We start from the raw sequence: 26,668 nt of genomic DNA, 5'->3' as shown, positions 1-26,668 counted from the left end.
GATCTGGCAGGGATCTGGCAGGCGTGCGTCTCTGCCAGACTATGCGTCCTTGTAGGAGTGGCCCTGGCTGCAATGAAACGTCACCGATGGCGCCTTTGCGGGCAGGGCAGCTGTTGTGATGGCCAGTCGCTGCGATAGCCGCGCATTTTCCGCCTGCCGACGGCATCGTGCGCCTAGCTGCCAAGGGTACAATTTCCGCTGATCTTTGCGCGGGAAAACGCATGCAACCTCGCTTCGCTTTGATGGCACTGGGCTTGCTCGCGGGAAGCGCATATGCGCGCGACACCACGGTCGATGGCATCGTCTATGAAGAACGCGATGGGCGTGCCGGCCGCAGCGCCGATGAGCCGGGCGTTGCCGATGTGGCTGTTTCCAATGGCGAGCACATCGTGCGTACCGATGCGCAGGGCCGCTACCGCTTGCCGGTGCGCGATGGGCAGACGGTGTTCGTGATCAAGCCGGGCGACCGCCGCTTCGTGCCCGCCGCCGACGGCTTGCCGGCGTTTTGGCGCCACTACGCACCCGGCGGTTCTGCCAAACACAAATACCCCGCCATTGCAGCGACAGGCCGTAACACACACAACTGGGATTTCGCGCTGACCCCGCGCGCGCGCGCCGCAGCCGATGGCTTTCAGATGCTGGTGTTTGCCGACAGCCAGACCGCAAGCCTTGCCGACGTCGGCTACTACCAGCGCGATATCGTGGCACCGATCATCGGCAAGACAACAGCGCGGCTGGGCACTACGCTGGGCGATGTCGTCAGTGACGATCTGAGCTTGTATCCGGCCTTGAACAAGGTCACTACGCAGCTGGGCGTGCCGTGGTTCCATGTGCCGGGCAATCACGATCTCAATCTGGACGCGCACGACGATGCGCAGTCGCTCGACAGCTGGCACGCGGTCTACGGCCCGGACACCTATGCGGTGGAAGAAGCCAACGCCAGCTTCGTGTTTCTGGATGATGTGATCTACACGCCCGGCGGCAAACAAGCCTATATCGGTGGCCTGCGCGACGATCAATTCGCGTTCCTGCAGAATTATCTGGCGCAGCTGCCACGCGACCGGCTAGTGGTGCTCGGCATGCATATCCATCTGTTCGATGCGGCGCCTGGGCAGGAGACCTTCCGGCATGCCGATCGCCGTCGCCTGTTCGCATTGCTGAAAGCGTTTCCGCATGTGTTGGTGCTCAGTGGCCATAGCCACACGCAGCGCCAGGTGGAGCATGGTGCAGACGAAGGCTGGCAGGGTGCGCGCCCGCTGCACGAATACAACGTGGGCGCGGCCTGCGGTGCATTCTGGTCGGGCGCCAAGGATGCTGACGGGATTCCCGACGCGACCATGAGCGATGGCACTCCCAATGGCTACGCAGTGCTGCAGGTTGCCCCTAGCGGCGACTACACGTTGGCCTATCACGCCGCGCGCGCGGCCAATGATGCGCAGTTGCTGCTGCATGCGCCCAAGGTGCTGCGCAAGGGTGCGTATGCGGCGTGGGGCATCTACGCCAATGTGTTCATGGGCCAGGACGATACCGTCGTTGAGATGCGCATCGACAACGGTGTCTGGCAGCCGATGAAGCGGGTAGAGCGTGCCGATCCGCACGTGCTGGCAGAGAACGTGCGCGACGATGCGGCCGACGCGCTGCGCGGTTACGACCGCTCGCCGGAGGCCACGCCGTCGACGCATCTGTGGCGCGGCGCATTGCCGACCACGCTGTCAGTGGGCGAGCACACCGTCCAGGTGCGCGCGACCCTGCCGACCGGGCAATACAGCGCCAGTACCGTGTATCGCCTGCAAACCGCTGCGCCTTGAGGCCGCTGGCACATCGACTGTATTGGCCGTCAGGCAGGCCTGGCCGGTGCTCGTTGCGGCCTGTCACTTGTCCACCGCGGTTGCCGAGCGACGCCCACTTCCACCTGATGCGTGCACGCGAAGGTTTGTCAGCCGCTCCTGATGCAGCAGTAGTGGCCTGCGTCCTCGCGCGATCCAGCTCGGTCGGATGCGTTGCTGCGGCATCGCAGCGTTGAAGCGTTACGTCGGGTGTGCCGCGTGATCCTGATCGCCACAAACACAAACGCCTCCACGAGGGAGGCGTTTTGGGATCCGGGCTGGCAGGCGTTGGCGTGCTGGCGAAGATCGGTGCTGGCTGGCGAGTTGCTGGCTGGCCGGGCGAGTCTAGCGATACCGTGCCAGTGTTGGCGAAATGAGAATTAGTCTCATAAATTCACTATGGCTCTCGAGTAGATGCGGCAGGCATACGCGGCGGCTTGGACGGCGAGCTCTCTGCTTCCGCTGCCTTTGGGCGCTTCGCATCATCTGCCGCCGCATCGCCGGACTGACGGGTTGAATCGACCTGCGGGTCAGTATCGGCATCCACAGGCGGATATGGATACGCAACCGCCGGCCCGAGATGCACACCGGCACGCCAACGTGCCAGCACCGGGGCGATGCGCTTGCCCAGAGACTGCTGCGGCAACGACGGCAACTCGCCTTCCTGTTTCTCGCGTGCGGTGATCGCGGCTTTGGCGATGTCGAATGCGGCCAGTGGGTCGTCGCTCTGGTTCATTGCATCGATCAACCACGCCTGCCCGAAATAGGTGGCGTTGGACGTGTTGCCGCAGCCAAACGAGGGCCGGTCGGCACGCGCAGCAGTGAGGATCAGCGTCTGCGGCGAGCGCAGCGCGGGAATGAAGCCGCCCGAGTAGCAGGCCGACAGCACGATGATGCGATTGTCGATGCCGGCATCGTCCAGCGCCTGACGCAGATCCTGCGGGCTGATGAAATCCTCTTCCTTGTCGTCCACCTGTACATACAGGCTGTGGTCTTCCGTACCGTGCGTGGTGACGAACAACAGCAGCGCATCTTCCTTGCGATCCATACGCTTGCCGATCGCAGCTAGCGTGTCGTACAGATTGTCGTAGGTGGCCAATGGTGCGTACGGATGCTCGCCCAGATTGTCCGGGTTGTTGACCAGGGTGACCACGCGCCCGCGCGCATCGAAGCGTTGCTCGAACAACTGCTTGAGGTACAGCGTCTCGTTGCGGAACACATCGTCGCCGGCATCGCCAGCAAAGCCGACGACGTATAGATCGGTGACGCCAGGGCGCTGCGGCTGCATTGCTTTCAATGCGTTCGCAAGCGCGGCCTGATCAACCGGATCCACCTCGTCCTGGCCAGCTGCGGCCTGAGCCGGCAATGCGGCACCGGCCTCTGGATGGCAGCCGGCCATCAGCGCAACGACGACGATCAGCAGTGAGCAGCGCCGCAACAAGGCATTTGGTCCGAACGGGAAATGCAGCGACATGGAAACTGCCGAGGTCCAAGGGGAAGCGGGGGGCGTCCGAGCACATTGATCGCACCGCAGACCATCATCCCGTCAGGTAGATGCATGCGGCGCGTTCAGAGCTGGAACGTGCCGGCGGCTCACATCGTGCTAAATATCGGCCACGCCCACACAACGGTGAGCGCGGTCGGTGAGCTGAGCGTGCTTAAAAGACCAGCTGGCTAAAACTCTCCACGCGCTGGTGGTTGCCGACATCATCGGCCGAGCGCGGCGTGGGGTAGTCCTCACGGCGGTCCAGCAGCGCGGTGCGCATCCCCGTGCGTTTGGCCGCATCGAGCTCTTCGATCACGTCCGACAGGAACAGGATCTCCGACGCCGGTACACCGATGCGCTCGGCAATACGGCGGTAGCTGGCCGCCTCCCGCTTGGATCCAACTTCGGTATCGAACCAGTCGGTCACCAGCCCGCTCAAATCGCCGGCATCGCTATGCGCGAAAAACAACTTCTGCGCCGGCACCGAGCCTGACGAATACACGTACAGCGGAATGCCCGCCGCGTGCCAGGCCTGCAACTGAATCGCTGCATCGGCATACATGTGCGCGGTGAAGTCGGCAGTCTTGTAGCCATCGCCCCAGATCAAGCCCTGCAAGGCCTTGAGCGCGGTGTGCTTGCGGTCCTCGTCGATCCAGGTCTGCAGCGTGGTGATCAGCAGCTCGTCCGGCACATCCTCGCCGATTTCATCGGCTACCTGGTTGAGCCAGTGGCGCACCTGTGGATGATTGCCGTGCTCGCGTACGTAAGCGGGCATGGCGCGGCGCGCATACGGGAACAACACGTCCTTGACGAACGAAATGCTGCTGGTCGTACCTTCGATATCGGTGAGGATCGCTTGCGGTCGTGTCATCGTCAGCTGGCCTTGTGAGGTTTCTCGGGGGCGTAGCGGGGGAATTGTTTGGCGATTTCGGTGCCGGTGAAGTGGCCGACCCAGCCGTCCGGCTCGGTGAAGAAGCGGATCGCCACGAAGTGCGGCTCCGGCCCCATGTCGAACCAGTGCAAGGTGCTGTCAGGTACCGCGATCAGGTCGTCCTTGACGCATTCGATTTCATAGACCTTGGCATCCACGTGCAGCGTGAACAGGCCCGAGCCGGCGACGAAGAACCGCACTTCGTCTTCCTTGTGGAAGTGCTCGTCCAGAAACTTGGCGCGCATTTCTTCGCGCTTGGGGTTGTCCGGCGCGATGCTGACCACGTCCACGGTCTTGAAGCCGCGCTCTGCGCTGATGCGGTCGATGTCGGCGCGGTAGGCAGCCATCACCTGCTCGGGCGTGGCGCCGGGTTCGACCGGCTGGCTGGCTTTCCAGCGCTCGAAGGTCACGCCGATCTTGACCAGCTCGGCGGCGATCGCCTCGCCGTCGCGGCTGTCGAATTCCGGGGTGGTCGGGTTGGTGTCGGCAAAGATACGCAGTCGGCTCATGGCGGTCTGGCTCACGAATGGGGGGCGGACGGTACTCAGCGCGTGCCGCGCAGTTTCAGCAGTTCGAGCTCGCAATGCAGCAGGAATTCGAACGCTTCCAGATGGCGGCGTGCCTCGGCCATGTTGCGGCCCCAGGCATACAGGCCGTGTCCTTCGATGAGATACCCCCACATGCTCTGTTTGTCCAGCAAGGCGTCGACCTGCGCGGCCAGCACCTGCATGTCCTGCGTGTTGGCGAACACCGGCACATCCACCGCGGTTTCGTGGGTGGTGTTGCCTTCGAAGGCCTTGAGCAGTTCGTAGCCTTCCAGGCGGATCACGCCGCTGCCTGCATACAGGCGGGACGCGATCGTCTGCACCGGCGAATGCGTGTGCAGCACGCAGCCGATCTCCGGGAACCGGCGATACAGTTGGGTGTGCAGCAGGGTCTCGGCGGACGGGCGCAACGGGCGGCCAACGGCCTGGCCATCGAAGTCCACCACCATGATGTCTTCTTCGACCAGGCGACCCTTGTCGCGGCCGGAGACGGTGATGGCGGCGTGCTGTTCGTCCAGGCGATGGGAAAAATTGCTGCTGGTCGCGGGTGTCCAGCCGGCATGCGCCAGCTCGCGGATATTGGCGATCAGCACATGCGCCAGCTCGTGCAGACGCGCAGCGCTATAGGGCAGGGGGGCAGTAGTCGCATTCATGGACCTATTCTACTGCGCCCCCGGCGTCCGGGCAGGTACAGCGCAGCAGGTGTGTTCCTGCCGCGCCAGACCGCCGACCATGCGCAGGCTCAGCGTCCGTCGCGCAGACGGCTGTGGCGATAGCCGTAACCGAAGTAGATGATCAACCCGACCAGCGTCCACAGGCCCATCAGCATCCAGTTGTGCAGCGTCATCGCCGACAGCAGCGCAAGACAGCTCAACACGCCAGCACTGCAAATCAACCAGGCGGCTGGCATGCGAAACGGGCGCGGCAGTTCCGGATGGGTGCGACGCAGGATCAACACGCCGGCGCAGACCGCCGCGAAGGCGATCAGCGTGCCCATCGACGTCAGCTCGCCCAGCACATCCAGCGGGAACACCGCTGCCAGCAGCGCGATGCCCACGCCCGTGACGACGGTATTGATATGCGGAGTACGGTACTTGGGATGGATGCGGGTGAAGATCGACGGCAACAGTCCGTCGCGCGCGATGATCATGAAGATGCGCGGCTGCCCGATGATCATCACCAGCACCACCGACGACAGCCCGATCAACGCGCCCACTTCGACAATCACGCGCAACCAGGCCAGCTGCGGATGCGCCGCGACCGCGGTCACCACCGGTTCGTCGGTGCCGAGCAAGGTATACGGCACCAGCCCGGTCATCACCGCCGCCATGGCGATGTAGAGCACGGTGCAGATCACCAGCGAGAGGATCATGCCGATCGGCAGATCGCGTTGCGGGCGATGCGATTCCTGCGCCGCCACCGACACTGCTTCGAAGCCGATATAGGCGAAAAACACCATCGCTGCGCCGCGCAGCACGCCTTCCATGCCGTACTTGCCTGGGCCTTCGTTGGCCGGAATGAACGGGTGCCAGTTAGCGGTGTCCACGTATTTCCAGCCCACCGCGATCACCAGCAAGATCAAGCCGGTCTTGAGGATCACCATGGCCATGTTCATTGCTGACGACTTGCGGATGCCGACATAGCACAGCCAGGTCAACAGCAGCACGATGCCGGCTGCAGGCAGGTTGGCGATCGCCCCGGTGGGTTGCAGCTTGCCGTCGAGCGGCGCGCTGACGAACGCGGCCGGCAAGTGAATGCCGAAGTGTTCGAGCAAGCTCAGGAAATAACCGGTCCAGCTGACCGCCACTGCCGAGGCCGACACGCCGTATTCCAACACCAGCATCCAGCCGATGAACCACGCAGCCAGCTCGCCGAAGGTGGCGTAGGTGTAGGTGTAGGCGCTGCCGGAGACCGGCACCATCGCGGCGAATTCGGCATAGGCCATGGCGCAGAACGCGCAGCACACTGCTGCGAGCACGAACGAGAGCATGATCGCCGGGCCGGCATGATCGGCCGCTGCCTGGCCGGTAATGACGAAGATGCCGCCGCCGATCACCGCGCCGATGCCCAGGGCGGTCAGCCCCCAGGGACCGAGCGCGCGTTGCAGGCCCAGCCCGTCGGCCGCCTCATGGCTGGCGTGCGGGTGTTTAGTGGCCCAAAGTTGTTTGAACATGAAGCGGTTCCGGCTTGGCGCTACGCGCGATCATTGAACGAGAAGACCGGCGCTGCGCGCCGGTCTCGAGGGAAAGTCAGGCCCGCTTGGCCAGGCGGCTATGGTGGATGCCGTAGCCAAAGTAGATAAACAGGCCAATCACTGTCCAGCCCACGAACACCTTCCAATGTTCCTGGAAGGCCTGAAAGAACAGGAACAGACAGGCCAGCGCGCCGAGCGGGCAGATCACCATCGCCAGCGGCACCCGGAAAGGACGCGGCAGATCGGGTTTGGTGAAACGCAGCACCATCACGCCGGCGCACACGGTGGCGAAGGCGAGCAGGGTGCCCATCGAGACGAGTTCGCCCAGCACATTCAACGGGATCACCCCCGCCAGCAACGCGGCGACCACGCCGACGAAGAGCGTGCCGACGTAAGGCGTGCGGAATTTCGGGTGCACCTTGCCGAACAGTTTGGGCATCAACCCATCCTTGGCCATGGTGTAGAAGATGCGCGGCTGCGCCATCAGCATCACCAGCACCACCGAGGACAGGCCGGCGATTGCGCCGATTTCCACCGCGGTCTTGAGCCAGGTCAGTTGCGGGTGGGCTTCCAGCGCGGTAGCCACTGGCTTGGCGGTGCCGAGCTGGGTGTAGGGCAGCAATCCGGTCAACACCGCGCACACGATGATGTAGATGACGGTGCAGATGGCTAGCGACACCAGGATGCCGATCGGCATGTTTCTCTGTGGATCCTTGGTTTCGCCGGCGGAGGTCGAGACCGCGTCGAAGCCGATATAGGAGAAGAACACAATGGACGCGGCGCGGAACACGCCGTCCCAGCCGAACTGGCCCGGACCGGTGTTTTCCGGAATGAAGGGGTGCCAGTTCGCCGGGTCGATATAGGAAATGCCAAAACCCACGAACAGGCAGATCACCACGACCTTGATCGCCACCACGATCGCGTTGGCGAACGCCGACTGGGTAACGCCGATGTAGCACAGGATGCTCACCGCGCCGACGATCAGCACGGCCGGCAGGTTAACCAGATTCCCGGAGCTGACAAAGCCGTGGCCGTCCCAGGCCAGCGGCGCGCCCGCCAACTCCGCGGGGAATGGCAGCCCCAGCGTGCCAGTGATGAAGCTGATCAGGTAGGCAGACCAGCCCACGGCAACACTGGAGCCGGCGAACAGGTACTCCAGCACCAGGCACCAGCCGATGAACCAGGCGATGCCTTCGCCGAGCGTGGCGTATGAATACGAATAGGCGCTGCCAGAGACCGGCATCATTGCAGCGAATTCGGCGTAGCACAGGCCGGCGAAGGCGCAGGCGATACCGGCAAACACGAACGACAGCATCACCGCAGGGCCGGCGTGATTGGCCGCAGCCTGGCCGGTCAGCACGAAGATGCCGGCGCCGATCACCGCGCCGATGCCGAGCATGATCAGGTGCTTGGCTGTGAGGGTCCGCTGCAGCGTGGCTTCGCCTTGCAGGCTGCCTTCGACCGGTTCGCCCGCATCGACATGGCCAGCGGGCTCGATCGGTTTGACCCTCAACAGAGACTTCAGCATTCGGTACATCCCTAAGTGGCAAAGCTAGGCGCAGACGCCCGGACGAAGGTGGTGTGACGCATCCCGGCGGGACAGGCAAGCGGCCTACCTTGCCAAAGCTACACGCTCACGACAAGCGCGTACGCAGCATGAATGGCGATAATGGTCGCTGATCCATGCGCAACCGAGAACGACAGATGGTGGAAGCAAGCCTGCGGCAGCACCTGGCTGCCTACCGCGCCCGCTTTCCGGACGAGGCCGACGTGGTCGACCAGTTCGTGCAGCTGCTGGACGATGCCACCGATCCGTTCGTGCGCGAGCGTGTCGAAGGTCATTTCACCGGCTCGGCCTGGGTGGTCAGCGCCGACGGCAGCCGCACGCTGCTGACCCATCACCGCAAGCTGCAGCGCTGGTTGCAGCTGGGCGGTCACGCCGACGGCGAGCGCGATCTGGCGCAGGTGGCCTTGCGCGAAGCCGAAGAAGAGTCCGGTCTGGCCGGTTTGTGGTTGGCAGACGCCGCGTTGTTCGACCTGGACCGCCACTGGATCCCCGCGCGCGGCGAGGTGGCCGGGCACTGGCATTACGACGCGCGCTATGTGGTGGTCGCGGGTGCGGGTGAGACCTTCAAGGTCAGCGAAGAGTCGCTCGCGTTGGCGTGGCGCCCGATCGCCGAGCTGCTGGCCGAGCCGGAGCTGGATCCGTCGATGCGGCGCATGGCCGAGAAGTGGCTGGCCCGAGGCGTGTGATGGGTGCTGAGGCGCGCGCCCTCATCCGCCCTGCGGGCACCTTCTCCCGCACGCGGGAGAAGGGAGCAAACCGGAGAACGGAGCAAACCGGAGAACGGAGCAAACGGAGAACGGAGCAAACGGAGAAGGGAGCAAACCGGAGAATGGCGACCTTCACTGCCTTCACTGCCTTCTCCCGCGTGCGGGAGAAGGTGGCGCAAAGCGCCGGATGAGGGCCGCTCATGCACCAATCAATACAAGATCCGCGTCCGCAAGGTCCCTTCGATCAGGGCCAGGCCTTCCTTGAGCGCGGTAGCCTGCGCTTCGCTGGCGCTGACGTCGATCACCACGTAGCCGACCTTGGCGTCGGTACGCAGGAACTGGCCGTCGATGTTGACGTTGTGGCGCGAGAACAGCTCGTTGATCTTGGACAGCACGCCCGGCACGTTGCGGTGGATGTGCAGCAGCCGCAGGCTGTCGGGGTGCTCGGGCAGGGTGACCTCGGGGAAATTCACCGCCGACAAGGTGCTGCCGTTGTCGCTGTAGCGCACCAGCTTGGCGGCCACTTCAATGCCGATATTGTCCTGCGCTTCCAGCGTGCTGCCGCCCACGTGCGGTGTCAGGATCACGTTGTCGTGTGCGGTCAGCGGCGATTCGAAGACATCGCCATTGCCCTTGGGCTCGATCGGGAACACGTCCACCGCCGCACCGCCGATCTGGCCGGAGGTGAGCGCCGCATCCAGCGCGTCGATATCGATGACGGTGCCGCGCGAGGCGTTGATCAGATGTCCGCCTGGCTTCATGCGGGCGATTTCAGCCGCGCCGATCATGTCCTTGGTGGACGCAGTCTCCGGCACGTGCAGGGTCACCACGTCCGAGCGTGCCAGCAGGTCGTCCAGATCGATTGCGGCGCGGGCGTTGCCGAGCGACAGCTTGGTTTCGATGTCGTGGAAGATCACCTGCATGCCCAACGATTCGGCCAGCACGCCCACCTGGGTGCCGATATGGCCGTAGCCGACGATGCCCAGCACCTTGCCGCGCGTTTCATGGCTGCCGGTGGCCGATTTGGACCATCCGCCGCGATGGCATTGCGCATTCTTTTGCGGGATGCCACGCAGCAACAGGATCGCTTCGGCGATGACCAGTTCGGCCACGCTGCGGGTGTTGGAGTAGGGCGCGTTGAACACTGGGATGCCGGCCAGTTCGGCCGCATCCAGATCCACTTGATTGGTGCCGATGCAGAAGCAGCCGACCGCGATCAGGCGCTTGGCGTGCGCCAGCACCTCGGCGCTCAGCTGGCTGCGCGAGCGGATGCCCACGATATGCGCGTCGGCGATGCGGGCGATCAACTCGTCTTCCGGCAGCGATTTGGCATGCAGTTCGATCTGCGAATAGCCGGCGGCGCGGAACACATCCACGGCGGTCGAGCTGATGCCTTCCAGCAACAGCACGCGGATGTCCTGCTTGGGAAACGAGGTTCTCTTCGGCGACATAGGGGAGCGCAACGCAGCAATCGGGTCGGCAACTATGCCAGATGGGGTGCGTGATGGGGTGGCCGCAACGCTGTGTTCGCACCGGCGAAGCCGTTGCAGCGCAACGGTTTCAGCTGAATCCAACGTTGCGTTGGCCATGATTGCGCCGGCTAGACGGGGCAGGCTGGCGCTGGCACGCTGTGCGGTTCCTGCCGCAGCGCCGTGTGCCATGACCGATCCCCGCATTCTTTCGTTGCAACACGCCGTGCCTGCGTTGCGTTTGAAGACCGACCCGGCCGACCTGGAACATTACGGCCGCGACTGGACACGGCGCTGGACGCCGAATCCGCTCGCAATCGCCTTGCCCGGCTCGGTGCAAGAAGTGCAGGCAGTCATGTGTTGGGCAAACGCGCAAGGCGTGGCGGTGGTGCCGTCGGGCGGGCGCACGGGGTTATCCGGCGGCGCAGTGGCGGCCAACGGCGAACTGGTGCTGAGCCTGGAGCGTTTGAACAAGCCGCTGGATTTCAACACGGTGGATCGCACGCTCACCGTGCAGGCCGGCATGCCACTGGAAGCGGTGCACAACGCCGCACGCGAGCACGGGCTGGTGTATCCGGTGGATTTTGCGGCACGCGGCTCGTGCTCGATCGGCGGCAATATCGCCACCAATGCGGGCGGTATCCGGGTGATCCGTTACGGCAATACGCGCGAATGGGTGGCTGGGTTAAAGGTGGTCACCGGTGGCGGTGAGTTGCTCGAACTCAACAACGCGCTGGTGAAGAATTCCAGCGGCTACGACTTCCGCCATCTGATGATCGGCTCCGAAGGCACGCTTGGCATCGTGGTCGAAGCCACGCTGCGGCTGACCGACCCGCCGCCGCCCAGCAACGTGATGCTGCTGGCGCTGCCTTCGTTTGACGTGTTGATGCAGGTGTTCGCTGCGTTTCGCGCGCAGCTGCGCCTGGAAGCCTTCGAATTCTTCACCGATCGCGCGTTGGAGCATGTGCTTGCGCACGGCGCGCAGGCGCCGTTCGCCGAGGTTCACCCGTATTACGTGGTCACCGAATTCGCTGCAGGCGACGAGGCGCAAGAGGCGGCCGCGATGGCGGCTTTCGAGACCTGCATGGAGCAGGGCTGGGTCAGCGATGGCGTGATCAGCCAGAGCGATGCCCAGGCCGCCCAGCTGTGGCGCCTGCGCGAAGGCATCACGGAAGCGTTGGCGCGTTACACGCCGTACAAGAACGATGTGTCGGTGCGCATCTCGGCGATGCCCGCATTCCTGGCCGAAACCCAGGCCTTGCTCAGCGAGGCGTATCCGCACTTCGATGTGGTGTGGTTCGGGCATATCGGCGACGGCAATCTGCACATCAACGTGCTCAAACCCGATGGCACCAGCCAGGCCGATTTCGTTGCGGCCTGCGATCAGGTGACCAAGTTGCTGGCGCAGGCCCTGCAGCGTTTCGATGGCAGTATTTCCGCCGAACACGGTATCGGTCTGGTCAAGAAGGCCTACCTGTGGAGTACGCGCTCTGCCGAAGAAATCGCCTTGATGCGTGGCATCAAGCATGTGCTCGATCCGCATCTTTTGCTGAATCCCGGCAAGCTGTTCGAGATGAGCGACGCGCCTGCCGCCACGCCCGCCGGTTAGTCTTCCAGGACCTTCACACGGAATAGATCAGCCCATGATGCGCTCCCTCGTGTTTTGCGCTTTGACGCTGCTGCCGCTTGCAGCATTCGCATCCAGTCTGGCCGGTACCTCGGCAGGCGCATCGTCGGCCGGTTCGTCCAATTCTTCCGGCAGCAGTTCCGGCGACGACAAGGTGGTGGCTGGCGCCCGCGAAGATGCGGCTGGTTTTGTCGCCAGCGGTGGCATCATCCGCGGCGCGCGTCTGGAAGCGGCGTTGGTGCAGTTGCGTAGCCGTAGCGATGCGGCGCGGCTGTCCAGCGACCTGGAACTGGCGCAGTCCATCCTGGTCCAGTGAGTCTGCGCCGGCGGTGCGGTTGGCTGCTGCTGGCCACCTTGATCGCACCGCAGGCGCAGGCCGAGTTGTTGGCCGAGATTGTTCCGTCGGACTTGCCTCCGGCGGAGATCCAAGCAAGTAACGCACTGGTGCAGCAGGTCGCGCAGCGACTGCCGCAGGGCTGGACGCAGCGGCTAACCGCACCGATCCAGTTGCAATGGCGCACCGATCTACCAGCGCAGGTACATGGCCGTGCAATCGGCAATCGTGTCCTGCTTGATCGCGCGCTGCTGCAGGCGTGGAGTGCGCAGTCCGACGACGCACGTTCCGATCGCACCGCAGCGGCCACGCGCGCGGCGATGGCTGCGCTCATACACGAACTGGCCCATGTGCTCGATCGCGGCGCAGATAGCGCGTTGTCGCGTGATCCGCGTCTGCGCGATCTTGCCGGCTGGCAGGTGCGGCCGTGGCGGGTGGGGCGCAGCGCAAATCAGTTCAGCGACCGCAGCCCGGACGATTACGAGCGCCGCAGCCCGGCCGAGTTCGTCGCGGTCAATCTCGAGCATTACGTGCTGGACGCCGACTACGCGTGCCGGCGCCCTGCGCTGGCAGCCTGGTTTGCGCAGCGCATCGGTACGCCGCAGGGCGCTGTGCCATGCGAGACCGCGCTGCCGTATCTGCAGGCCGACAACGACGCCGGTGCGATGTCGTTGCTGACGCTGGATCCGGCACGCGTGTACGCGGTGGACTATCTGCTCGCCGAGGGCAACGAGCAGCCGATGAGCCGCTGGGGCCATAGCATGCTGCGCCTGGTGATCTGCGCCCCCGGCCGTGCACCGGGCCCCGCATGCCGGCTGGATTTGCAGTATCACCGCGTGCTGTCGTTCCGCGCATTCGTGGGTGATGTACAGATTTCCAGCTGGCGTGGACTCACCGGTTCGTATCCATCGCGGCTGTTCGTGCTGCCGTTGAATCAGGTGGTGGACGAATACACCAAGGTGGAATTGCGTGCCTTGTCGTCTGTGCCGCTGACCCTGACGCCCGATGAGATCGCCGCGCTGCTGACGCGTGCCGCGCAGGTGCATTGGAGTTACGACGGGCGCTATTACTTCATCGGCAACAACTGCGCGGTGGAAACCTTCAAGTTGTTACACGATGGGGTGCCACGTCTGGCTGCGGCCAATTTGGCGTCAATCACGCCGCGCGGCGTGCGGCAACGCTTGCAGCGCGCCGGCATTGCCGACACGCAGGTATTGGACGATCCTGCTCAGGCGATCCGCCAGGGCTATTACTTCGAATCGGCGGCCGCGCATTACCAGGCCATGTTCGATGTGCTTCGGCGAGGCATCGCGGTGCCGCAAACAACAGTTGCGCAGTGGCTGGATGCTACGCCTGATGCACGGGCGCAATGGTTCGATCGTGGTGGGCTGCGCGAAACCGCGGCGGCATTGTTGCTGGAACAGGCGGCAGTGCGCCGCCAGGAATTGCTGGCGCGCGATGCGCTCAAACGCCTGCTGCAACCCGGCGTGGTGGCGCGCGAAACGGTGCAGGGGCAACTGCAATCGCTGTTCGCGCGCGAAGCGCAGCTCAGCCACCCGGCGCTACTGTTGGGTACTACGGGTTACGGCTTGCCGCAGGCAAGCGAGCGGCAACAGCTGAGCGCACGTGTGGCGCAGGAAAGCGAGGCGCTGGTCGGTGGCTGGAAACAGCTACAGCAACTGGGACGCCAGCAATTGCCGGCCGATGTGCGCGTTGGATTGGAGCAGGGCGAGGCGAATGTGGAGCGTTTGCGCGCGCGATTGCGTGTCCTTGCGCGCGGCGATGCGGCCGCCGACAAAACGCAAGCGGAGATGCGCATCCCTCCGCAGACGCAATAGCAACCTTGCCGGCCCCTCTCTCGTCGGGAGAGGGGGTGTGGTGAGGGCAGGGGCGGCCAGCATTCTTTGCATTGCCCTGGCCTCATTTAGGGTCAGGCAGGCCACGCTCTTATGGTGAGAAAAGGAAGTGCTGCAGTCTGCAGCTGTAAGTTCTGATTGCTCTGTGCCTCGCAGGCGCAACCTACCGCATCAGCGCGTAGCTGGCCTACCAGACGACACCTCAGCCGGCTGGTTGCAGATCCGTTTGCTTCGCATACTGACGCAGCCATTCGCTGACATGGGCGTCGTTGCGGTACTGCTGCATCAACTTGGCCAGGCGCGCCGGTGCCGGTGTGCAGAACTGCGCCACGCCCACTTCGATTTCATGCCGGCGGTCGGCGTCGTAGGGTTCTTCGCCAGCGAAGTGCTCGCAGGTGTCGTAATGGTCCACCAGCTTGCGCACATCCTCCGGCATGCCGCACAGGCCTGCCGGATGCTGCAGCCATTCGTCTTCCACCTTGGGATCGGTGCATGCCACCGGCGCAGGCGTTGCGGCCTGCGTCGGTGCCTGTTGCGCGCTGCAAGCCACCAGCACACCCAAGGTCATGACAACGGCGAACCGACGCATCAGTCGGCGCGGCCGGCAAATTCGCCCGTGGTGGTGTTGACCAGCACGCGTTCGCCGTTGGTGATGTACTCGGGCACCATGATTTCCATGCCGGTGTTGAGCTTGGCCGGCTTGGGCCGCTTGGTGGCGGTGCCGCCCTTCAATTCCGGGGGGGTTTCCACCACTTCCAGCGTCACCGTCTGCGGCAGTTGCACGGCCACCGGCTGGTCGTCGATCACTTGCACATAGATGCCGGTCAGGCCATCGGTGATGTAGCCGGCGTCAGTGCCGATCACGTCCGCGTCCAGCGTGTACGGGGTGAAGTCTTCGTCGTCCATGAACACGAACGCTTCGCCGTCCTTGTACGAGAACGTCGACAGCCGGCGCAGCAGTTCGACTTCGGGCAGGTTGTCGTCGGCATCGAAACTGGCGTCGGTTTTCACCCCACCCGGCACGCTGTACATGATGAAACGGAAGCGCACATTGCCGCCGCGGCCCTGCGGCGAGCTGCGCTCGATGTCGCGGATCTGGTAAGTGCCGCCGTTGTATTCGACGACGTTGCCTTTCTTGATGTCGTTAGCTTTCATGGGAATCGGGAGTTGGGAATGGGGAATCGGAAAAGCCGGTTACGGGGTGCTGAGAGTAGGGCGTCGTGACGATTCCCCATGCTCGATTCCCCATTCCCGGTTACTTGGGCGCCAACCGCACGCCGCCGTCCAGGCGAATGGTTTCGCCGTTGAGGTAGCGATTGCGCAGGATGAAGGCGACGGTGTCGGCGTACTCGTCCGGCTGGCCGAGGCGTGAGGGGAACGGGATGGAGGCGGCAAGCGCTTGCTGCACGGTCTCGGGCATGCCGTCGACCATCGGAGTCCAGAACACGCCCGGTGCGATCGTCATCACGCGGATGCCGAAGCGCGCCAGCTCGCGTGCCATCGGCAAGGTCATGCCGACCACGCCGCCCTTGCTGGCCGCGTACGCTGCTTGGCCGATCTGGCCCTCGAACGCGGCAACCGAGGCGGTATTGACAATCACGCCGCGCTCGCCGTCGTCGCCGGCGGCGTTGTGTTGCATCACATCGGCCGCAGCCTTGGCCACATTGAAGCTGCCGACCAGATTCACCAGCACGGTGTTGCGGAAGGTGGCCAACGGCATCGGCGCTTCCTTGCCCAGCACGCGGCCTGCGCCCAGGATGCCGGCACAATTCACGACCAGGTTGAGCCCGCCCAACGCCTGCGCGGCCTGCGCGACATTGGCGGCCACCTGCGCTTCGTCGGTGACATCGGTGGCGACGTAATGCGCGTTGCCGGCACCGAGGAGTGCCAGCGCTGCGTCGGCCTTGTCGGCGTTGACGTCGAACAGCGCGACCTTGCCGCCGTCGGCAACCAGACGCTGTGCAACAGCCAGGCCGAGGCCGGATACGCCGCCGGTGACGATGGCAAGGACAGAAGATGGCTGCATGCGTTAGTTCCCTGAAAAGCGTTGAAGGCCGATGGACACCGGCGAGCGAACGATCGGCGAAGCGGTCGGCAATTCTAGCCGAAGCCCCTGCGCGACCGCGGAGGTGGGCGGTGCGGGATTGCTGGGAAAGGTGACACTTCAGCCAGTAGCAGCCAGCGCCTTGCCGACCTTGCTGCCGGTGTCGCGGCCGAGCAGTTGCGCGAGCCAGCGGCCGGTTCGGGCGAGGGCGGGCAGATCGATGCCGGTGGGCATGCCCAGCCCCTGCAGCAGATACACCACGTCTTCGCTGGCCACATTGCCGCTGGCGCCCTTGGCATACGGGCAGCCGCCCGCACCGGACACCGCCGCATCCACCACGCGCACGCCTTGCTCCAGACAGGCCGCGATATTGGCCAGCGCCTGCCCGTAGGTATCGTGGAAATGCACTGCCAACGCCTGCATCGGTACGGCGTGCGCCACCGCGGCCAGCATCTGGCGCGCCTTGACCGGGGTACCCACGCCAATGGTGTCGCCCAGCGAGATTTCATAGCAGCCAAGCGCGTGCAGACGTTGCGCGACATCGACCACGTCGGCCACCGGGACGTCGCCTTGATACGGACAGCCCAGCACGGTGGACACGTAACCGCGCACGCGCACGCCATCGCGCGCAGCCTGCTGCAGGATCGGCCGAAACCGTTCGATCGATTCATCGATGCCGGCATTGGTATTGGTGCGATTGAACGCCTCCGACGCCGCGGTGAACACCGCCACTTCCTGCGCGCCGGCGGCGCGCGCGCGCGCGTAGCCCTGCAGGTTCGGCACCAGCACCGGGTAGGCAATGTCGGGCACCTGCGTGATGCCGGCGAACACCTCGGCAGCGTCGGCCAGCTGCGGCACCCAACGCGGGCTGACGAAGCTGGTCGCTTCGATGGTGCGTAGCCCGGTGGCCGAGAGTTGATCGATCAATGCGATCTTGTCGGCCGTGGCGATCGGTTGTGCTTCGTTTTGCAGGCCATCGCGCGGGCCGACTTCGACGATGCGGACGAAGTCGCTCACGCCATACTCTCCGGCACCCAGGCGGCGGTGCGCTTGTCGAGAAACGCACCCAGGCCTTCCTGGCCCTCGGGCGAGACGCGCAAGCGGGCGATCAACGCCGCGTTGGCGGCATCGATGGCATCGCGGTCGGCGGGTGGCAGCACCGAGCGCACCAGTACCTTGGCACTGCTGGTGGCCAGCGGCGCCGCGGTCATCAACAGGCGAACCTGTCGCTCCACGGCGACATCCAGCTGATCGGCGGCGACCAATTGATGCAGCAGCCCCAGCAACTGTGCGGTGCCGGCATCGAAGATCTCGGCGGTGGCGAACCAGCGCCGCGCCTGGCGCGCGCCGATTGCTGCAACCACATAGGGTGAAATGACCGCCGGCAGCAGGCCGAGCTTGCTCTCGGTCAGCCCGAAGCGCGCCTCGGTACAGCCGATGGCGATATCGCAACACGCCACCAAGCCGACACCGCCACCGAACGCTGCGCCGTTGACGCGCGCGATGGTCGGCTTGGGCAGTTCATCCAGGGTGCGCATCAGCTGCGCCAGCGCCAGTGCGTCGGCGGCGTTCTCGGCTTCGCTGGCGGTCGCCATGCCGCGCATCCAGTTCAGGTCTGCGCCGGCCGAAAAGGCAGCGCCGGCGCCCGTCAGCACGACCACCCGGATCTGGGGTGCCTGGCCAGCCTGGCGTAACGCGTCGGTAAGCGCTGCGATCAGCGTCGCGTCGAACGCGTTGTGCACCGCGGGGCGGTGCAATCGCAAGGTGCGGACCGCTCCCTGGTCCTCCACGATCAAGCCAGTGTCCTGCATTGCGTAGAAGTCCATGAATGGGATGCGAACCATGATAGCGGGCTGGGTCGCCGGAGCCATGACGCGGTGCGTCGATGCTAGAATTGAGAACCATTCCTAACAATCAGGCCGTCTTTGTGACGCTGTCCGACATGCCTTTGCATCGCGCCGCTATCGTGGACTCCGTGGAGGATCGTCTCCCCAACGACACGATCGCCCGGCGCTTGCGGGAGTTGGGGTTTGTCGCAGGCGAAGAAGTCACGGTGCTGGCCACCGGGCCAGTCGGTCGCGAACCGCTGTTGGTGCAAGTCGGCTACACGCGGTTTGCCCTGCGGCGCAGCGAGGCCGCACGCGTGCAGGTGCGCGAAGCCGGAGTGTCGGCATGAGCGCGGCAGCGGTTCCCTTGCGTCTGGCATTGGTGGGTAACCCCAATAGCGGCAAGACTGCGCTGTTCAACCAGCTGACCGGCAGCCGGCAGAAGGTGGCCAATTACACCGGCGTCACCGTCGAACGTAAGGAAGGACACTTCCGTGCGCCCTCCGGGCGCGACTTCGCGGTACTGGATCTGCCCGGCGCCTACAGCCTGCAACCGGCGAGCCTGGACGAGGCGATCACCCGCGACCTGTGCCGCGGTTTTTATCCGGGCGAGCCGGCACCGGACGTACTGGTCTACGTGATGGACGCGACCAATCTGCGCCTGCATCTGCGCTTTGCGCTGGAGCTGCGCGAACTCGGCCGGCCGATGATCGTGGCGTTGAACATGATGGACGCCGCGCAGCGCCGCGGCATCGTCATCGACCTGCCGGCGCTGGAGCGGGCGCTCGGCGTGCCGGTGGTTGAAACGGTCGCGGTGCGTCGCGGCGGTGCCAAGGTCCTGGTCGAACGGCTCGATACGCAGGCGGCACGTCTGGCAGCGCCCATCGCCAGCCCACCGGCCGACGGCAACTACCACGCGCTGGTGCGGCAGATCCTCAGCGCAGCCGTGACCATGCCGACCCGCACCTCGCGCGTGGACGATACGCTGGACCGCTGGTTGCTGCATCCGGTCTGGGGCCTGGTCACGCTGGCGGTGGTGATGTTCCTGATCTTCCAGGCGGTGTATGCCTGGGCCGCGCCGGTGATGGACCTCATCGACGGCGGCACCGCCGCGCTGGGCCAGTGGGTCGGCGCCACCTTGCCGGAAGGTCCGCTCAACAGCCTGCTCAAGGATGGCGTGATCGCTGGCCTTGGCGGGGTGATCGTGTTCCTGCCGCAGATCCTGATCCTGTTCGCTTTCATCCTGGCATTGGAAGAATCCGGCTACCTGCCGCGTGCCGCCTTCCTGCTCGATCGCATGATGTCCGCGGCCGGTCTGTCTGGGCGCTCGTTCATTCCGCTGTTGTCGAGCTTTGCCTGTGCGGTGCCGGGCATCATGTCCACGCGCAGCATCCAGGACCCGCGCGACCGGCTTGCGACCATCATGGTCGCGCCGCTGATGACCTGCTCGGCGCGGCTGCCGGTGTATGCATTGCTCATTGGCGCCTTTATTCCGCAGAAGACGGTGTGGGGCATCTTCAATCAGCAGGGGTTGGTGCTGTTCGGACTGTATGCCGCGGCCATCCTCAGTGCGCTGCTGGTGTCGTGGACGATGAAGAAGTGGCGGCGCGACAAAAGCGAGCATCCGCTGATGCTGGAGCTGCCGTCCTATCGTGTGCCGCAGGTGCGCGATCTGGCGCTGGGGCTATGGGAGCGCGCATGGATCTTCCTCAAGCGCGTGGGCGGCATCATTCTTGCGCTGACCATCCTGCTGTGGTTCCTGCTCTCGTTCCCGGCGGCGCCGGCCAATGCCACCTTGCCGGCGATCGACTACAGCTTCGCAGGCCGTATCGGCCATGCAATGGCGGTGTTCTTCGCACCGCTGGGCTTCAACTGGCAGATCTGTATTGCGCTGATTCCCGGCCTGGCCGCGCGCGAAGTAGCGGTGGCTTCGCTGGCCACCGTATACGCACTGTCTGCTGCCGACGACGATGCGGCAGCGCAGGCATTGTCGCCGCTGATCAGCGATGGATGGTCGCTGGCCACCGCGCTGTCGCTGCTGGTCTGGTACATCTACGCACCGATGTGCATCTCCACGTTGGCCACGATCAAGCGCGAAACCAACTCGTGGAAGCAGATGACCATCAGCGCGGTGTACCTGTTCGCGCTGGCCTATCTGGCCTCGCTGGTGACTTACCAGCTGGCTGTGCTGCTGGGAGCCGGTTGAGATGACCCTTTCGCTCACGTTGCAATACCTGGTGATCGCCATCGCTGTGCTGGTCAGCCTGTGGGTGGTGATGAAGAAACAGTTCCCCACTGTGCTGCGCCGCCTGCGCGGATCGCTCGCGCTTGGTCTGTTGCGCAGCGGGCGACCTGCATGGATGCAGGCGCTTGGGCGCTGCGTTGCACCGCCCGCCACACAAAACGCATCGGCCTGCGGCGGCTGCGACAGCTGCGGCCCGACACCGCCGCGTCGTCACTGATACCCGCAGCCTCGGCTACACTTGCGCGGCCGCAGGACGCGGCGGAACAGGGGGCGGTGATGCGTTTGCTGGTGTTGTTGGCGGTTCTGGCCGCCGTTGCCGGTGTTTATCAGTACGGTGGCAATGCGCTCGACGAGAAGCAGGTGCGCGATTTCTATGTCGCGCACGACAAGGCGATGTTGAGTCAGGACGGCGGGGCGCTTTGCGCGATGACTGCACCGGACTTTGAAATGGTGGTGCTGTACCGCATGGATACGCATCAGAAGCGGCAGACCGCCAACCGCGAGAAATATTGCAAGTCCAATGGCGAATGGGCGCAAGTGCTGCGGCAGATGAGCCACGTGGCAAACCCGGAAGAGCTGATCGACTACAAGCAGTCGATCACCAAGATCGACATTGCCGCGGACGAACAATCGGCCATGGTTGAAACGCGCGCCACGCTCGGCCTGCCCGGCTTGCGCATGACCTTCCGCACGCGCGACAAGGTGATCCGTAAGCGCTGGAAGACGCTGATCGCCCGTAGCGAAGGCACTGCCTGGGTTGGCCCGGCATATCAGTAGGAGCAGCGAACACATCTACTGCGCAGGTCGGTGTGGGTACGGCCGGTGATCGGTGCGGCATGGGTCAGTCGGTCGGTCCGGTTCCTGTCCGCTGTCCACGCCAGCCTGACAGCCGCGCGCTACGTTGTGTTCGCCGCTCCATATCGGCGGTGAGCCAGGCAAGCGGCGGGGCGTGTGTCGCTGCACTGCACAGCGCCGCAGCCACTGGCGTTCGCTATGCTTGCGCCATGACAACCTCCTTCCAGATCTCCCGACGTGCGCAGGCGCTGACCAGTTCGGCGATTCGCGAAATCCTCAAGGTGACCGAGCGGCCGGAGGTGATTTCCTTCGCCGGAGGGTTACCTTCGCCAGCCACTTTTCCGGTGGAGCGCATGCGCGCTGCCAGCGATCAGGTGCTGCGCGATGCGCCGCAGGCGGCGCTGCAATACGGCCCGACCGAAGGCTATGCGCCGCTGCGCGAGTGGGTGGCCGCGCGGCTGAGTCGCGATGGCGCCAGCATCCGGCCCAGCCAGGTGCTGATTACCACTGGTTCACAACAGGGCCTGGACCTGCTCGGCAAGGTCTTCATCGACGAAGGCAGCAAGGTGCTGGTGGAAACGCCGAGCTATCTGGGTGCATTGCAGGCGTTTTCGCTATTCCAGCCGGCATTCCTCGGCATGCCCTCGGATGAGGACGGCGTGGTGGTGGATGCGCTGGATCCGGCGCTGCTGGCCGATGCGCGGTTTCTGTATTGCCTGCCGAATTTTCAGAACCCCACCGGCCGGCGCTTGCCGTTGGCGCGCCGCCAGGCGCTGGTCGCGCGCGCGGCCGAGGCTGGCGTGCCGATCGTCGAAGACGACCCGTACGGCGAGCTGTACTACAGCGGGCAGCCGTTGCCGAGTCTGTTGTCGATGAACTCCGAAGGCGTCATCTACATGGGGTCCTTTTCCAAGGTGCTCGCACCCGGTTTGCGGCTGGGCTATGTGGTGGCGCCCGAAGCGGTGTTGGGCAGGCTGATCCAGGCCAAGCAGGCAGCCGATCTGCATACCCCGTCATTCACGCAGCGCGTGGTGTACCAGACGCTGCAGGACGATTTTCTTGAGACCCATATCCCGCAGATCCGTGCGCTGTATGCGCGCCAATGCAACCTGATGCTGGAGGCCCTGGATCGGCATTTCCCGACGCAGGTGCAATGGAATCGCCCGCAGGGCGGCATGTTTTTGTGGGTGACGCTGCCACCTGGCCTGGATGGCACCGCGTTGCTGGCGCGCGCCATCGCGCGCAATGTTGCGTTCGTGCCGGGCGCGCCGTTCTTCGCCACCTTGCCGCAGACCAATACGCTGCGCCTGTCGTTTGTCACTGTGCCCGGCGAGAAGATCGATGCCGGCATTCAAGTGCTGGGCGAGCTGCTGCGCGAGGCGCTGGACGAGTTGCCAGGGCAGGGCGCGTGACAGCGGCCACGGCGGAGCAGGGGGTGCCGATTGCCATCGCGATCGACAGCGTTGCGATCGGCAGCGCACGCGACTTCACCCGTCCCGGTAGCCGCAGTGCGATCGATAAGCGCGCGCTGCAGGGTGCGGTGAGGGTGGGTGTCGAAGGCCTGGAAGGCGACGAGCAAGGCGACCGGCGCGTGCATGGTGGGCCGGACAAGGCCATCCATCATTACCCCCGCGATCACTACGCCGCCTGGCGCGATGAACTTGGCCCGCACGTCCTGCTGGAGGCCGCCGGTGCCTTCGGCGAAAACCTCAGCAGTGTCGGCCTGACCGAAGCCGACGTCTGTCTCGGCGATCGCTTCGCGTTGGGCACCGCGGTGGTGGAGGTGTCGCAGTTGCGGCAACCGTGCTGGAAGTTGTCGGACCGGTTCGGTGTGCGCGAGTTGGCGCGGCGCGTGCAGGAAACCGGCCGCACCGGTTGGTACTACCGCGTGCTGCAGCCGGGTAGCGTTGCGGCCGGCGACCTGCTGACCCTGAAAGCGCGCCCGCATCCACAGTGGCCGCTGTCGCGCCTGCAGCAGGTGCTATATGCACGCCAGGTCGATGTTTCCGCCGTCACTGCAGTGCTGCAGCTGCCGTTGGTTCCGTCGTGGCGCGCGCTGTTCGAACGCCGCCTGCAGCGCAGCGAAGTGGAGAGCTGGAGCAAGCGGCTGGATGGCATCCGCGATTAAGAGCAGCTAACAAAACTACTGCGCAGCCCCCAGGCGGGCGCGGCCGGTGCTCGGAATCGGCATGTACCACGCGTACACTCCGGTTCCTGCGCGCCGTCCGCGCCCACCTGACGGCTGCTCGCTACGTTTCGTTAGCCGCTCTAAGAGCGGATGCAAGCCTGTTGCGTGACCACCACGCGCGGGGGCGTGGTGGAAATCCTAGTGTGCCAGGCCCGTGCGGCGGGCACCGGCTAATGGCTGTTCGCGTCGTTTTTCAAGGCCGTTCCAGGAGCAACTGGCACCAAGGCTATTGCGTCGCCGAACCTGCGCACCATTGCTTCGACGTCGGCATGTGTCACGCATACGTCTGCGCTTCGCCGCTCCGCCAGCATCGGTCCCGGAGCCGCTCGCTACATGTTATTGCCCGTTGCCAAACCCACTAACAACATACCCCTGCAACTGCGCATCGCGCGCAGCGCACCACCGCAACGACGAATCCTCCAATCGCAACACCCCAATCCCGGCTATCGTGTAGCACCCATCTCTCCAAGCCAGCCTGCCAACCATGACAACCTCAGCTGTGAAAGTTCTGATCCACGGCGCCTCCGGGCGGATGGGCAAGGCGTTGCTGCGATTGGCTGCCGAAGACGAGACCTTGCAGGTGGTCAGCGCCGTGGTGGGCCGCTCGCCATCGCAACGCGTGGTTGACGGCGTGCCGTTTTTCGCCGCCAGCGAACTCGGCGGCGCGCCTGCGTTCGATGTGGCCATCGACTTCAGTTTGCCGCAGGGCTTCGCGCCGATCCTGGCGCTGTGCGCGCAGCGCGGTAAGCCGCTGGTGTCTGGCACCACCGGGCTGGACGAGGCGCAGCGTGGAGCACTGCGCGATGCCGCCCAACACATTCCGTTGGTGTGGGCCTCCAACTTCAGCCTAGGCGTTGCGGTGCTGACCGAGTTGGTGGAGCGTGCCGCCGGCACCTTGCCGGGGTGGGATTGCGACATCATCGAAGCGCATCATGTGCACAAGCAGGATGCGCCATCCGGAACCGCACTGACGTTGGGCGAGGCGGCCACCGGTAGCGGCGCGCAGCCGCGCTATGTCAGCCTGCGCGCTGGCGACATCGTCGGCGAACACACCGTGCAGTTCACGGGGCTGGGCGAGCGGGTCGAACTGGTGCATCGCGCGACCAACCGCGACATCTTCGCGCGCGGTGCGTTGCATGCCGCCAAGCGACTGATCGGCAAGCCGGCTGGCAGCTACCGGGTGCGCGATCTGGTGCTGTAAGCCGGGGCGCCACCGCGCATGCGCGGTAGCCGCACGTCGCGGCCTATTCATGCCCCAGCGTTGATACCGGTGCTGCATCGAACGCTCTTCAGGCTGGCATGCCGGGGCAGTTGCCTTTACAATTCTCGCTTGCCCGAACCAGCGTCGGACCGGTCCTCAGCACCGCGTCCGCGCTTTGCTGCAACCGGAATTTGGCCGGAAGCGCATCGGAGTCCCAGGCAGCCAGAGCGAGACCCCACGTGACCCAACCCGCAATCCTTGTCCTCGAAGACGGCACCGTGTTCGAGGGCGAATCCGTAGGCGCCAACGGGCTTTCCGTCGGCGAAGTGGTGTTCAACACCGCCATGACCGGTTACCAGGAAGTCCTGACCGATCCCTCCTACGCCCGCCAGATGGTCACGCTGACCTATCCGCATATCGGCAACACCGGCTTTACCGACCAGGACGACGAGGCCCGCAAGATCTGGGCCGCCGGCCTGATCGTGCGCGACGTGCCGCGCCGCCCCAGCAACTGGCGCAGCCAGGTGGCCTTGCCGGAGTGGCTGCAGGCCCGCGGTGTGGTGGCCATCTCCGGCATCGACACCCGCAAGTTGACCCGCCTGCTGCGGCAGAAGGGCGCCCAGAACGGTGCGCTGATGGCCGGCGAGATCGACGTTGAAAAAGCGCTGGAAGCTGCACGCAAGTTCCCCGGCCTGAAAGGCATGGATCTTGCCAAGGTGGTCTCGACCGAGAGCACTTACAGCTGGCAGGAAGGCTCGTTGGATCTCAATTCCGACACCTTCGTGCGCGCCGAGCTGAAGCACAAGGTTGTCGCTTACGATTACGGCGTCAAGCTCAACATCCTGCGGATGCTGGCCGACCGTGGGTGCGACGTCACCGTGGTGCCGGCACGTACGCCGGTAGCCGAGGTGTTGGCGATGCAGCCGGACGGCGTGTTCCTGTCCAATGGCCCGGGCGACCCGGAGCCTTGCGATTACGCGATCGGTGCGATCAAGGAACTGATCGCGCAGAAGGTGCCGACCTTCGGTATCTGCCTGGGCCATCAGTTGCTGGCGCTGGCCGCCGGTGCCAGGACGCTCAAGATGGCCACCGGCCATCACGGTGCCAACCACCCGGTGCAGGATCTGGACGGCGGCCGGGTGATGATCACCTCGCAGAACCATGGTTTCGCGGTCGACGAAAGCACGCTGCCGGCCAATGTCCGGGTGACCCATCGGTCGCTGTTCGATGGCACCAATCAGGGCATCGCGCTGACTGACGCACCGGCGTTTTCGTTCCAGGGCCACCCGGAAGCCTCGCCAGGCCCGCGCGATGTGGGGCCGTTGTTCGATCGGTTCGTGGAGTTGATGGCCAAGGATGCCAAGCGCGCATGAGTGCCCGTTTGATGGGCGTGCTGATCGTGCTGGTGGGGGTTGCCCTGACTTACTGGGGCGTCTGGATGCCGCTGGAACAGGCACGCGCCGGTGCCGAGTCGATCACGCTGCACGGCGGCATGAAGCTGGCCTTGATGGTGCCGATGTGCTTCGTTTTCGGTGTCGGCTATGTGGCTGGAGGGGAGTCCTTTCACCATCGCATGCAGAACACCGACCCGGACAAGGCGCGTCGCTGGGGCAAGACCTCCGCGATCGGCTGGCTGCTGATCCTGGGCAGCATTGCCGCGTCCTTCGGACTGTATCAATGGCTTCAGCACACCCTGCACGGCCTCGGCTATGGATCTGCCGGATGAACCGGCTTTCGACTCTGCTGAGTCGATGCACTATCACGCCGCGTCGCGATGCGATCGCCGCGGCCACTCTTCCGCACTTGCGGCTCGCCGCATGTTCCTAA

26 protein-coding genes and 2 other RNA genes are annotated in these 26,668 nt (G+C 64.8%); 16 read left to right on the top strand and 12 right to left on the bottom strand.

Translation table 11 applies throughout. From position 1 onward, the window contains the following. The first annotated feature begins 221 nt into the window (after positions 1 to 221). Positions 222 to 1,808, top strand: a complete 1,587-nt coding sequence (locus M0D43_RS01230; protein WP_260807731.1) for a calcineurin-like phosphoesterase C-terminal domain-containing protein — start codon at positions 222 to 224, stop codon at positions 1,806 to 1,808. A gap of 415 nt (positions 1,809 to 2,223) precedes the next feature. Here M0D43_RS01230 and M0D43_RS01225 read toward each other — a convergent pair whose 3' ends face one another. The 6 genes from M0D43_RS01225 to M0D43_RS01200 all read right to left on the bottom strand — a co-directional run bounded on the left by M0D43_RS01225 (position 2,224) and on the right by M0D43_RS01200 (position 8,510). Further along, the gene (locus M0D43_RS01225; RefSeq protein ID WP_260807730.1) at positions 2,224 to 3,300 is read right to left on the bottom strand and encodes a C13 family peptidase; all 1,077 of its coding nucleotides are present in this window, start codon (positions 3,298 to 3,300) and stop codon (positions 2,224 to 2,226) included. A 184-nt stretch (positions 3,301 to 3,484) separates the two neighbouring features. Next, positions 3,485 to 4,183, bottom strand: coding sequence for an acireductone synthase (mtnC, locus tag M0D43_RS01220; RefSeq protein WP_252163212.1), 699 nt, complete (start codon positions 4,181 to 4,183; stop codon positions 3,485 to 3,487). A gap of 2 nt (positions 4,184 to 4,185) precedes the next feature. After that, entirely contained in the window at positions 4,186 to 4,752 is a 567-nt protein-coding gene (locus tag M0D43_RS01215) for a 1,2-dihydroxy-3-keto-5-methylthiopentene dioxygenase (protein WP_101364209.1), read from the bottom strand. A gap of 35 nt (positions 4,753 to 4,787) precedes the next feature. Then, positions 4,788 to 5,441 carry a methylthioribulose 1-phosphate dehydratase gene (locus tag M0D43_RS01210; RefSeq protein ID WP_252163211.1) on the bottom strand — a complete coding sequence of 218 codons (654 nt, stop codon included), beginning with the start codon at positions 5,439 to 5,441 and terminating at the stop codon, positions 4,788 to 4,790. Between the two features lie 89 nt (positions 5,442 to 5,530). Beyond that, a complete protein-coding gene (locus M0D43_RS01205; protein WP_252163210.1) occupies positions 5,531 to 6,961 on the bottom strand; it encodes an amino acid permease in 1,431 nt (476 codons plus the stop codon). 76 nt (positions 6,962 to 7,037) lie between these two features. Next, positions 7,038 to 8,510 carry an amino acid permease gene (locus M0D43_RS01200; RefSeq protein ID WP_252163209.1) on the bottom strand — a complete coding sequence of 491 codons (1,473 nt, stop codon included), beginning with the start codon at positions 8,508 to 8,510 and terminating at the stop codon, positions 7,038 to 7,040. 176 nt (positions 8,511 to 8,686) lie between these two features. Here M0D43_RS01200 and M0D43_RS01195 point away from each other — a divergent pair, with 176 nt between their 5' ends. Beyond that, positions 8,687 to 9,235 (top strand): NUDIX hydrolase, encoded by a 549-nt coding sequence (locus M0D43_RS01195; RefSeq protein WP_252165166.1) that lies wholly within the window; start codon positions 8,687 to 8,689, stop codon positions 9,233 to 9,235. Positions 9,236 to 9,465: 230 nt separating this feature from the next. On the opposite strand, the gene serA is transcribed toward M0D43_RS01195, so the two are convergent. After that, on the bottom strand, positions 9,466 to 10,707 hold the full coding sequence (serA, locus tag M0D43_RS01190; RefSeq protein WP_252163208.1) for a phosphoglycerate dehydrogenase: 1,242 nt from the start codon (positions 10,705 to 10,707) through the stop codon (positions 9,466 to 9,468). A gap of 208 nt (positions 10,708 to 10,915) precedes the next feature. On the opposite strand from serA, the gene M0D43_RS01185 reads away from it, so the two are divergent. The 3 genes from M0D43_RS01185 to M0D43_RS01175 are packed head-to-tail and all read left to right on the top strand — an operon-like array spanning position 10,916 to position 14,524. Next, positions 10,916 to 12,334: a D-2-hydroxyglutarate dehydrogenase gene (locus M0D43_RS01185; protein ID WP_252163207.1), complete on the top strand. Its 1,419-nt coding sequence runs from the start codon at positions 10,916 to 10,918 to the stop codon at positions 12,332 to 12,334. Positions 12,335 to 12,368: 34 nt separating this feature from the next. Continuing rightward, positions 12,369 to 12,668 carry a DUF2388 domain-containing protein gene (locus tag M0D43_RS01180; RefSeq protein WP_252163206.1) on the top strand — a complete coding sequence of 100 codons (300 nt, stop codon included), beginning with the start codon at positions 12,369 to 12,371 and terminating at the stop codon, positions 12,666 to 12,668. Then, positions 12,665 to 14,524, top strand: coding sequence for a DUF7844 domain-containing protein (locus M0D43_RS01175; protein ID WP_252163205.1), 1,860 nt, complete (start codon positions 12,665 to 12,667; stop codon positions 14,522 to 14,524). Before M0D43_RS01180 ends, M0D43_RS01175 begins: the two co-directional genes overlap by 4 nt. Before the next feature lie 220 nt (positions 14,525 to 14,744). Here M0D43_RS01175 and M0D43_RS01170 read toward each other — a convergent pair whose 3' ends face one another. The 5 genes from M0D43_RS01170 to M0D43_RS01150 all read right to left on the bottom strand — a co-directional run bounded on the left by M0D43_RS01170 (position 14,745) and on the right by M0D43_RS01150 (position 18,397). Next, on the bottom strand, positions 14,745 to 15,131 hold the full coding sequence (locus M0D43_RS01170) for a hypothetical protein (protein ID WP_252163204.1): 387 nt from the start codon (positions 15,129 to 15,131) through the stop codon (positions 14,745 to 14,747). After that, complete coding sequence (gene yeiP, locus M0D43_RS01165; RefSeq protein ID WP_260807724.1) at positions 15,131 to 15,697, bottom strand: elongation factor P-like protein YeiP; 567 nt, start codon at positions 15,695 to 15,697, stop codon at positions 15,131 to 15,133. The genes M0D43_RS01170 and yeiP overlap by 1 nt, the downstream gene beginning before the upstream one ends. A 100-nt stretch (positions 15,698 to 15,797) precedes the next feature. Further along, positions 15,798 to 16,568, bottom strand: a complete 771-nt coding sequence (locus M0D43_RS01160) for an SDR family NAD(P)-dependent oxidoreductase (protein WP_252163203.1) — start codon at positions 16,566 to 16,568, stop codon at positions 15,798 to 15,800. A 138-nt stretch (positions 16,569 to 16,706) separates the two neighbouring features. Further along, positions 16,707 to 17,603: a hydroxymethylglutaryl-CoA lyase gene (locus M0D43_RS01155; protein WP_252163202.1), complete on the bottom strand. Its 897-nt coding sequence runs from the start codon at positions 17,601 to 17,603 to the stop codon at positions 16,707 to 16,709. After that, complete coding sequence (locus M0D43_RS01150) at positions 17,600 to 18,397, bottom strand: enoyl-CoA hydratase-related protein (protein WP_252165165.1); 798 nt, start codon at positions 18,395 to 18,397, stop codon at positions 17,600 to 17,602. The genes M0D43_RS01155 and M0D43_RS01150 overlap by 4 nt, the downstream gene beginning before the upstream one ends. Positions 18,398 to 18,513: 116 nt before the next feature. Between M0D43_RS01150 and M0D43_RS01145 the strand changes: the two genes are divergently transcribed. From M0D43_RS01145 to M0D43_RS01095, 11 genes are all read left to right on the top strand, one after another. Next, positions 18,514 to 18,762, top strand: a complete 249-nt coding sequence (locus M0D43_RS01145; protein ID WP_010367126.1) for a FeoA family protein — start codon at positions 18,514 to 18,516, stop codon at positions 18,760 to 18,762. Further along, positions 18,759 to 20,618, top strand: a complete 1,860-nt coding sequence (feoB, locus tag M0D43_RS01140) for a ferrous iron transporter B (protein WP_252163201.1) — start codon at positions 18,759 to 18,761, stop codon at positions 20,616 to 20,618. The genes M0D43_RS01145 and feoB overlap by 4 nt, the downstream gene beginning before the upstream one ends. Before the next feature lies 1 nt (position 20,619). Next, entirely contained in the window at positions 20,620 to 20,874 is a 255-nt protein-coding gene (locus M0D43_RS01135) for a DUF6587 family protein (protein WP_252163200.1), read from the top strand. 59 nt (positions 20,875 to 20,933) lie between these two features. Continuing rightward, positions 20,934 to 21,434 carry a nuclear transport factor 2 family protein gene (locus M0D43_RS01130; protein ID WP_252165164.1) on the top strand — a complete coding sequence of 167 codons (501 nt, stop codon included), beginning with the start codon at positions 20,934 to 20,936 and terminating at the stop codon, positions 21,432 to 21,434. A gap of 59 nt (positions 21,435 to 21,493) precedes the next feature. Further along, a non-coding RNA gene (locus tag M0D43_RS01125) (sX9 sRNA) lies at positions 21,494 to 21,569 on the top strand. Between the two features lie 92 nt (positions 21,570 to 21,661). Beyond that, a complete protein-coding gene (locus tag M0D43_RS01120; protein ID WP_252163199.1) occupies positions 21,662 to 22,864 on the top strand; it encodes an aminotransferase-like domain-containing protein in 1,203 nt (400 codons plus the stop codon). Further along, positions 22,861 to 23,580, top strand: a complete 720-nt coding sequence (locus M0D43_RS01115; RefSeq protein ID WP_252163198.1) for an MOSC domain-containing protein — start codon at positions 22,861 to 22,863, stop codon at positions 23,578 to 23,580. The genes M0D43_RS01120 and M0D43_RS01115 overlap by 4 nt, the downstream gene beginning before the upstream one ends. Before the next feature lie 61 nt (positions 23,581 to 23,641). Beyond that, positions 23,642 to 23,717, top strand: a non-coding RNA gene (locus tag M0D43_RS01110) — sX9 sRNA. A 407-nt stretch (positions 23,718 to 24,124) separates the two neighbouring features. Next, a complete protein-coding gene (dapB, locus tag M0D43_RS01105; protein ID WP_252163197.1) occupies positions 24,125 to 24,841 on the top strand; it encodes a 4-hydroxy-tetrahydrodipicolinate reductase in 717 nt (238 codons plus the stop codon). Positions 24,842 to 25,080: 239 nt separating this feature from the next. Beyond that, complete coding sequence (carA, locus tag M0D43_RS01100; protein WP_252163196.1) at positions 25,081 to 26,214, top strand: glutamine-hydrolyzing carbamoyl-phosphate synthase small subunit; 1,134 nt, start codon at positions 25,081 to 25,083, stop codon at positions 26,212 to 26,214. Then, complete coding sequence (locus M0D43_RS01095; RefSeq protein WP_252163195.1) at positions 26,211 to 26,567, top strand: type II secretion system protein M; 357 nt, start codon at positions 26,211 to 26,213, stop codon at positions 26,565 to 26,567. The genes carA and M0D43_RS01095 overlap by 4 nt, the downstream gene beginning before the upstream one ends. Positions 26,568 to 26,668: the final 101 nt, after the last annotated feature.

The organism is Xanthomonas prunicola (assembly GCF_025266575.1).
Classification (GTDB): domain Bacteria; phylum Pseudomonadota; class Gammaproteobacteria; order Xanthomonadales; family Xanthomonadaceae; genus Xanthomonas; species Xanthomonas prunicola.
The sequence above is the reverse complement of the archived record's forward strand: the minus strand, read 5'-3'. Positions and strand labels throughout refer to the sequence as shown.

What these genes read in the sequence shown, in the direction of transcription:
- M0D43_RS01225 (WP_260807730.1), bottom strand. Translation starts at nt 3,300, where the DNA reads ATGTCGCTGCATTTCCCGTTCGGACCAAATGCCTTGTTGCGGCGCTGC.
- M0D43_RS01210 (WP_252163211.1), bottom strand. Translation starts at nt 5,441, where the DNA reads ATGAATGCGACTACTGCCCCCCTGCCCTATAGCGCTGCGCGTCTGCAC.
- M0D43_RS01150 (WP_252165165.1), bottom strand. Translation starts at nt 18,397, where the DNA reads ATGCAGGACACTGGCTTGATCGTGGAGGACCAGGGAGCGGTCCGCACC.
- M0D43_RS01230 (WP_260807731.1), top strand. Translation starts at nt 222, where the DNA reads ATGCAACCTCGCTTCGCTTTGATGGCACTGGGCTTGCTCGCGGGAAGC.
- M0D43_RS01160 (WP_252163203.1), bottom strand. Translation starts at nt 16,568, where the DNA reads ATGCAGCCATCTTCTGTCCTTGCCATCGTCACCGGCGGCGTATCCGGC.
- dapB (WP_252163197.1), top strand. Translation starts at nt 24,125, where the DNA reads ATGACAACCTCAGCTGTGAAAGTTCTGATCCACGGCGCCTCCGGGCGG.
- M0D43_RS01135 (WP_252163200.1), top strand. Translation starts at nt 20,620, where the DNA reads ATGACCCTTTCGCTCACGTTGCAATACCTGGTGATCGCCATCGCTGTG.
- M0D43_RS01170 (WP_252163204.1), bottom strand. Translation starts at nt 15,131, where the DNA reads ATGCGTCGGTTCGCCGTTGTCATGACCTTGGGTGTGCTGGTGGCTTGC.
- M0D43_RS01180 (WP_252163206.1), top strand. Translation starts at nt 12,369, where the DNA reads ATGATGCGCTCCCTCGTGTTTTGCGCTTTGACGCTGCTGCCGCTTGCA.
- M0D43_RS01130 (WP_252165164.1), top strand. Translation starts at nt 20,934, where the DNA reads ATGCGTTTGCTGGTGTTGTTGGCGGTTCTGGCCGCCGTTGCCGGTGTT.
- mtnC (WP_252163212.1), bottom strand. Translation starts at nt 4,183, where the DNA reads ATGACACGACCGCAAGCGATCCTCACCGATATCGAAGGTACGACCAGC.
- M0D43_RS01095 (WP_252163195.1), top strand. Translation starts at nt 26,211, where the DNA reads ATGAGTGCCCGTTTGATGGGCGTGCTGATCGTGCTGGTGGGGGTTGCC.
- M0D43_RS01200 (WP_252163209.1), bottom strand. Translation starts at nt 8,510, where the DNA reads ATGCTGAAGTCTCTGTTGAGGGTCAAACCGATCGAGCCCGCTGGCCAT.
- M0D43_RS01215 (WP_101364209.1), bottom strand. Translation starts at nt 4,752, where the DNA reads ATGAGCCGACTGCGTATCTTTGCCGACACCAACCCGACCACCCCGGAA.
- M0D43_RS01185 (WP_252163207.1), top strand. Translation starts at nt 10,916, where the DNA reads ATGACCGATCCCCGCATTCTTTCGTTGCAACACGCCGTGCCTGCGTTG.
- feoB (WP_252163201.1), top strand. Translation starts at nt 18,759, where the DNA reads ATGAGCGCGGCAGCGGTTCCCTTGCGTCTGGCATTGGTGGGTAACCCC.
- M0D43_RS01195 (WP_252165166.1), top strand. Translation starts at nt 8,687, where the DNA reads ATGGTGGAAGCAAGCCTGCGGCAGCACCTGGCTGCCTACCGCGCCCGC.
- serA (WP_252163208.1), bottom strand. Translation starts at nt 10,707, where the DNA reads ATGTCGCCGAAGAGAACCTCGTTTCCCAAGCAGGACATCCGCGTGCTG.
- M0D43_RS01205 (WP_252163210.1), bottom strand. Translation starts at nt 6,961, where the DNA reads ATGTTCAAACAACTTTGGGCCACTAAACACCCGCACGCCAGCCATGAG.
- M0D43_RS01120 (WP_252163199.1), top strand. Translation starts at nt 21,662, where the DNA reads ATGACAACCTCCTTCCAGATCTCCCGACGTGCGCAGGCGCTGACCAGT.
- yeiP (WP_260807724.1), bottom strand. Translation starts at nt 15,697, where the DNA reads ATGAAAGCTAACGACATCAAGAAAGGCAACGTCGTCGAATACAACGGC.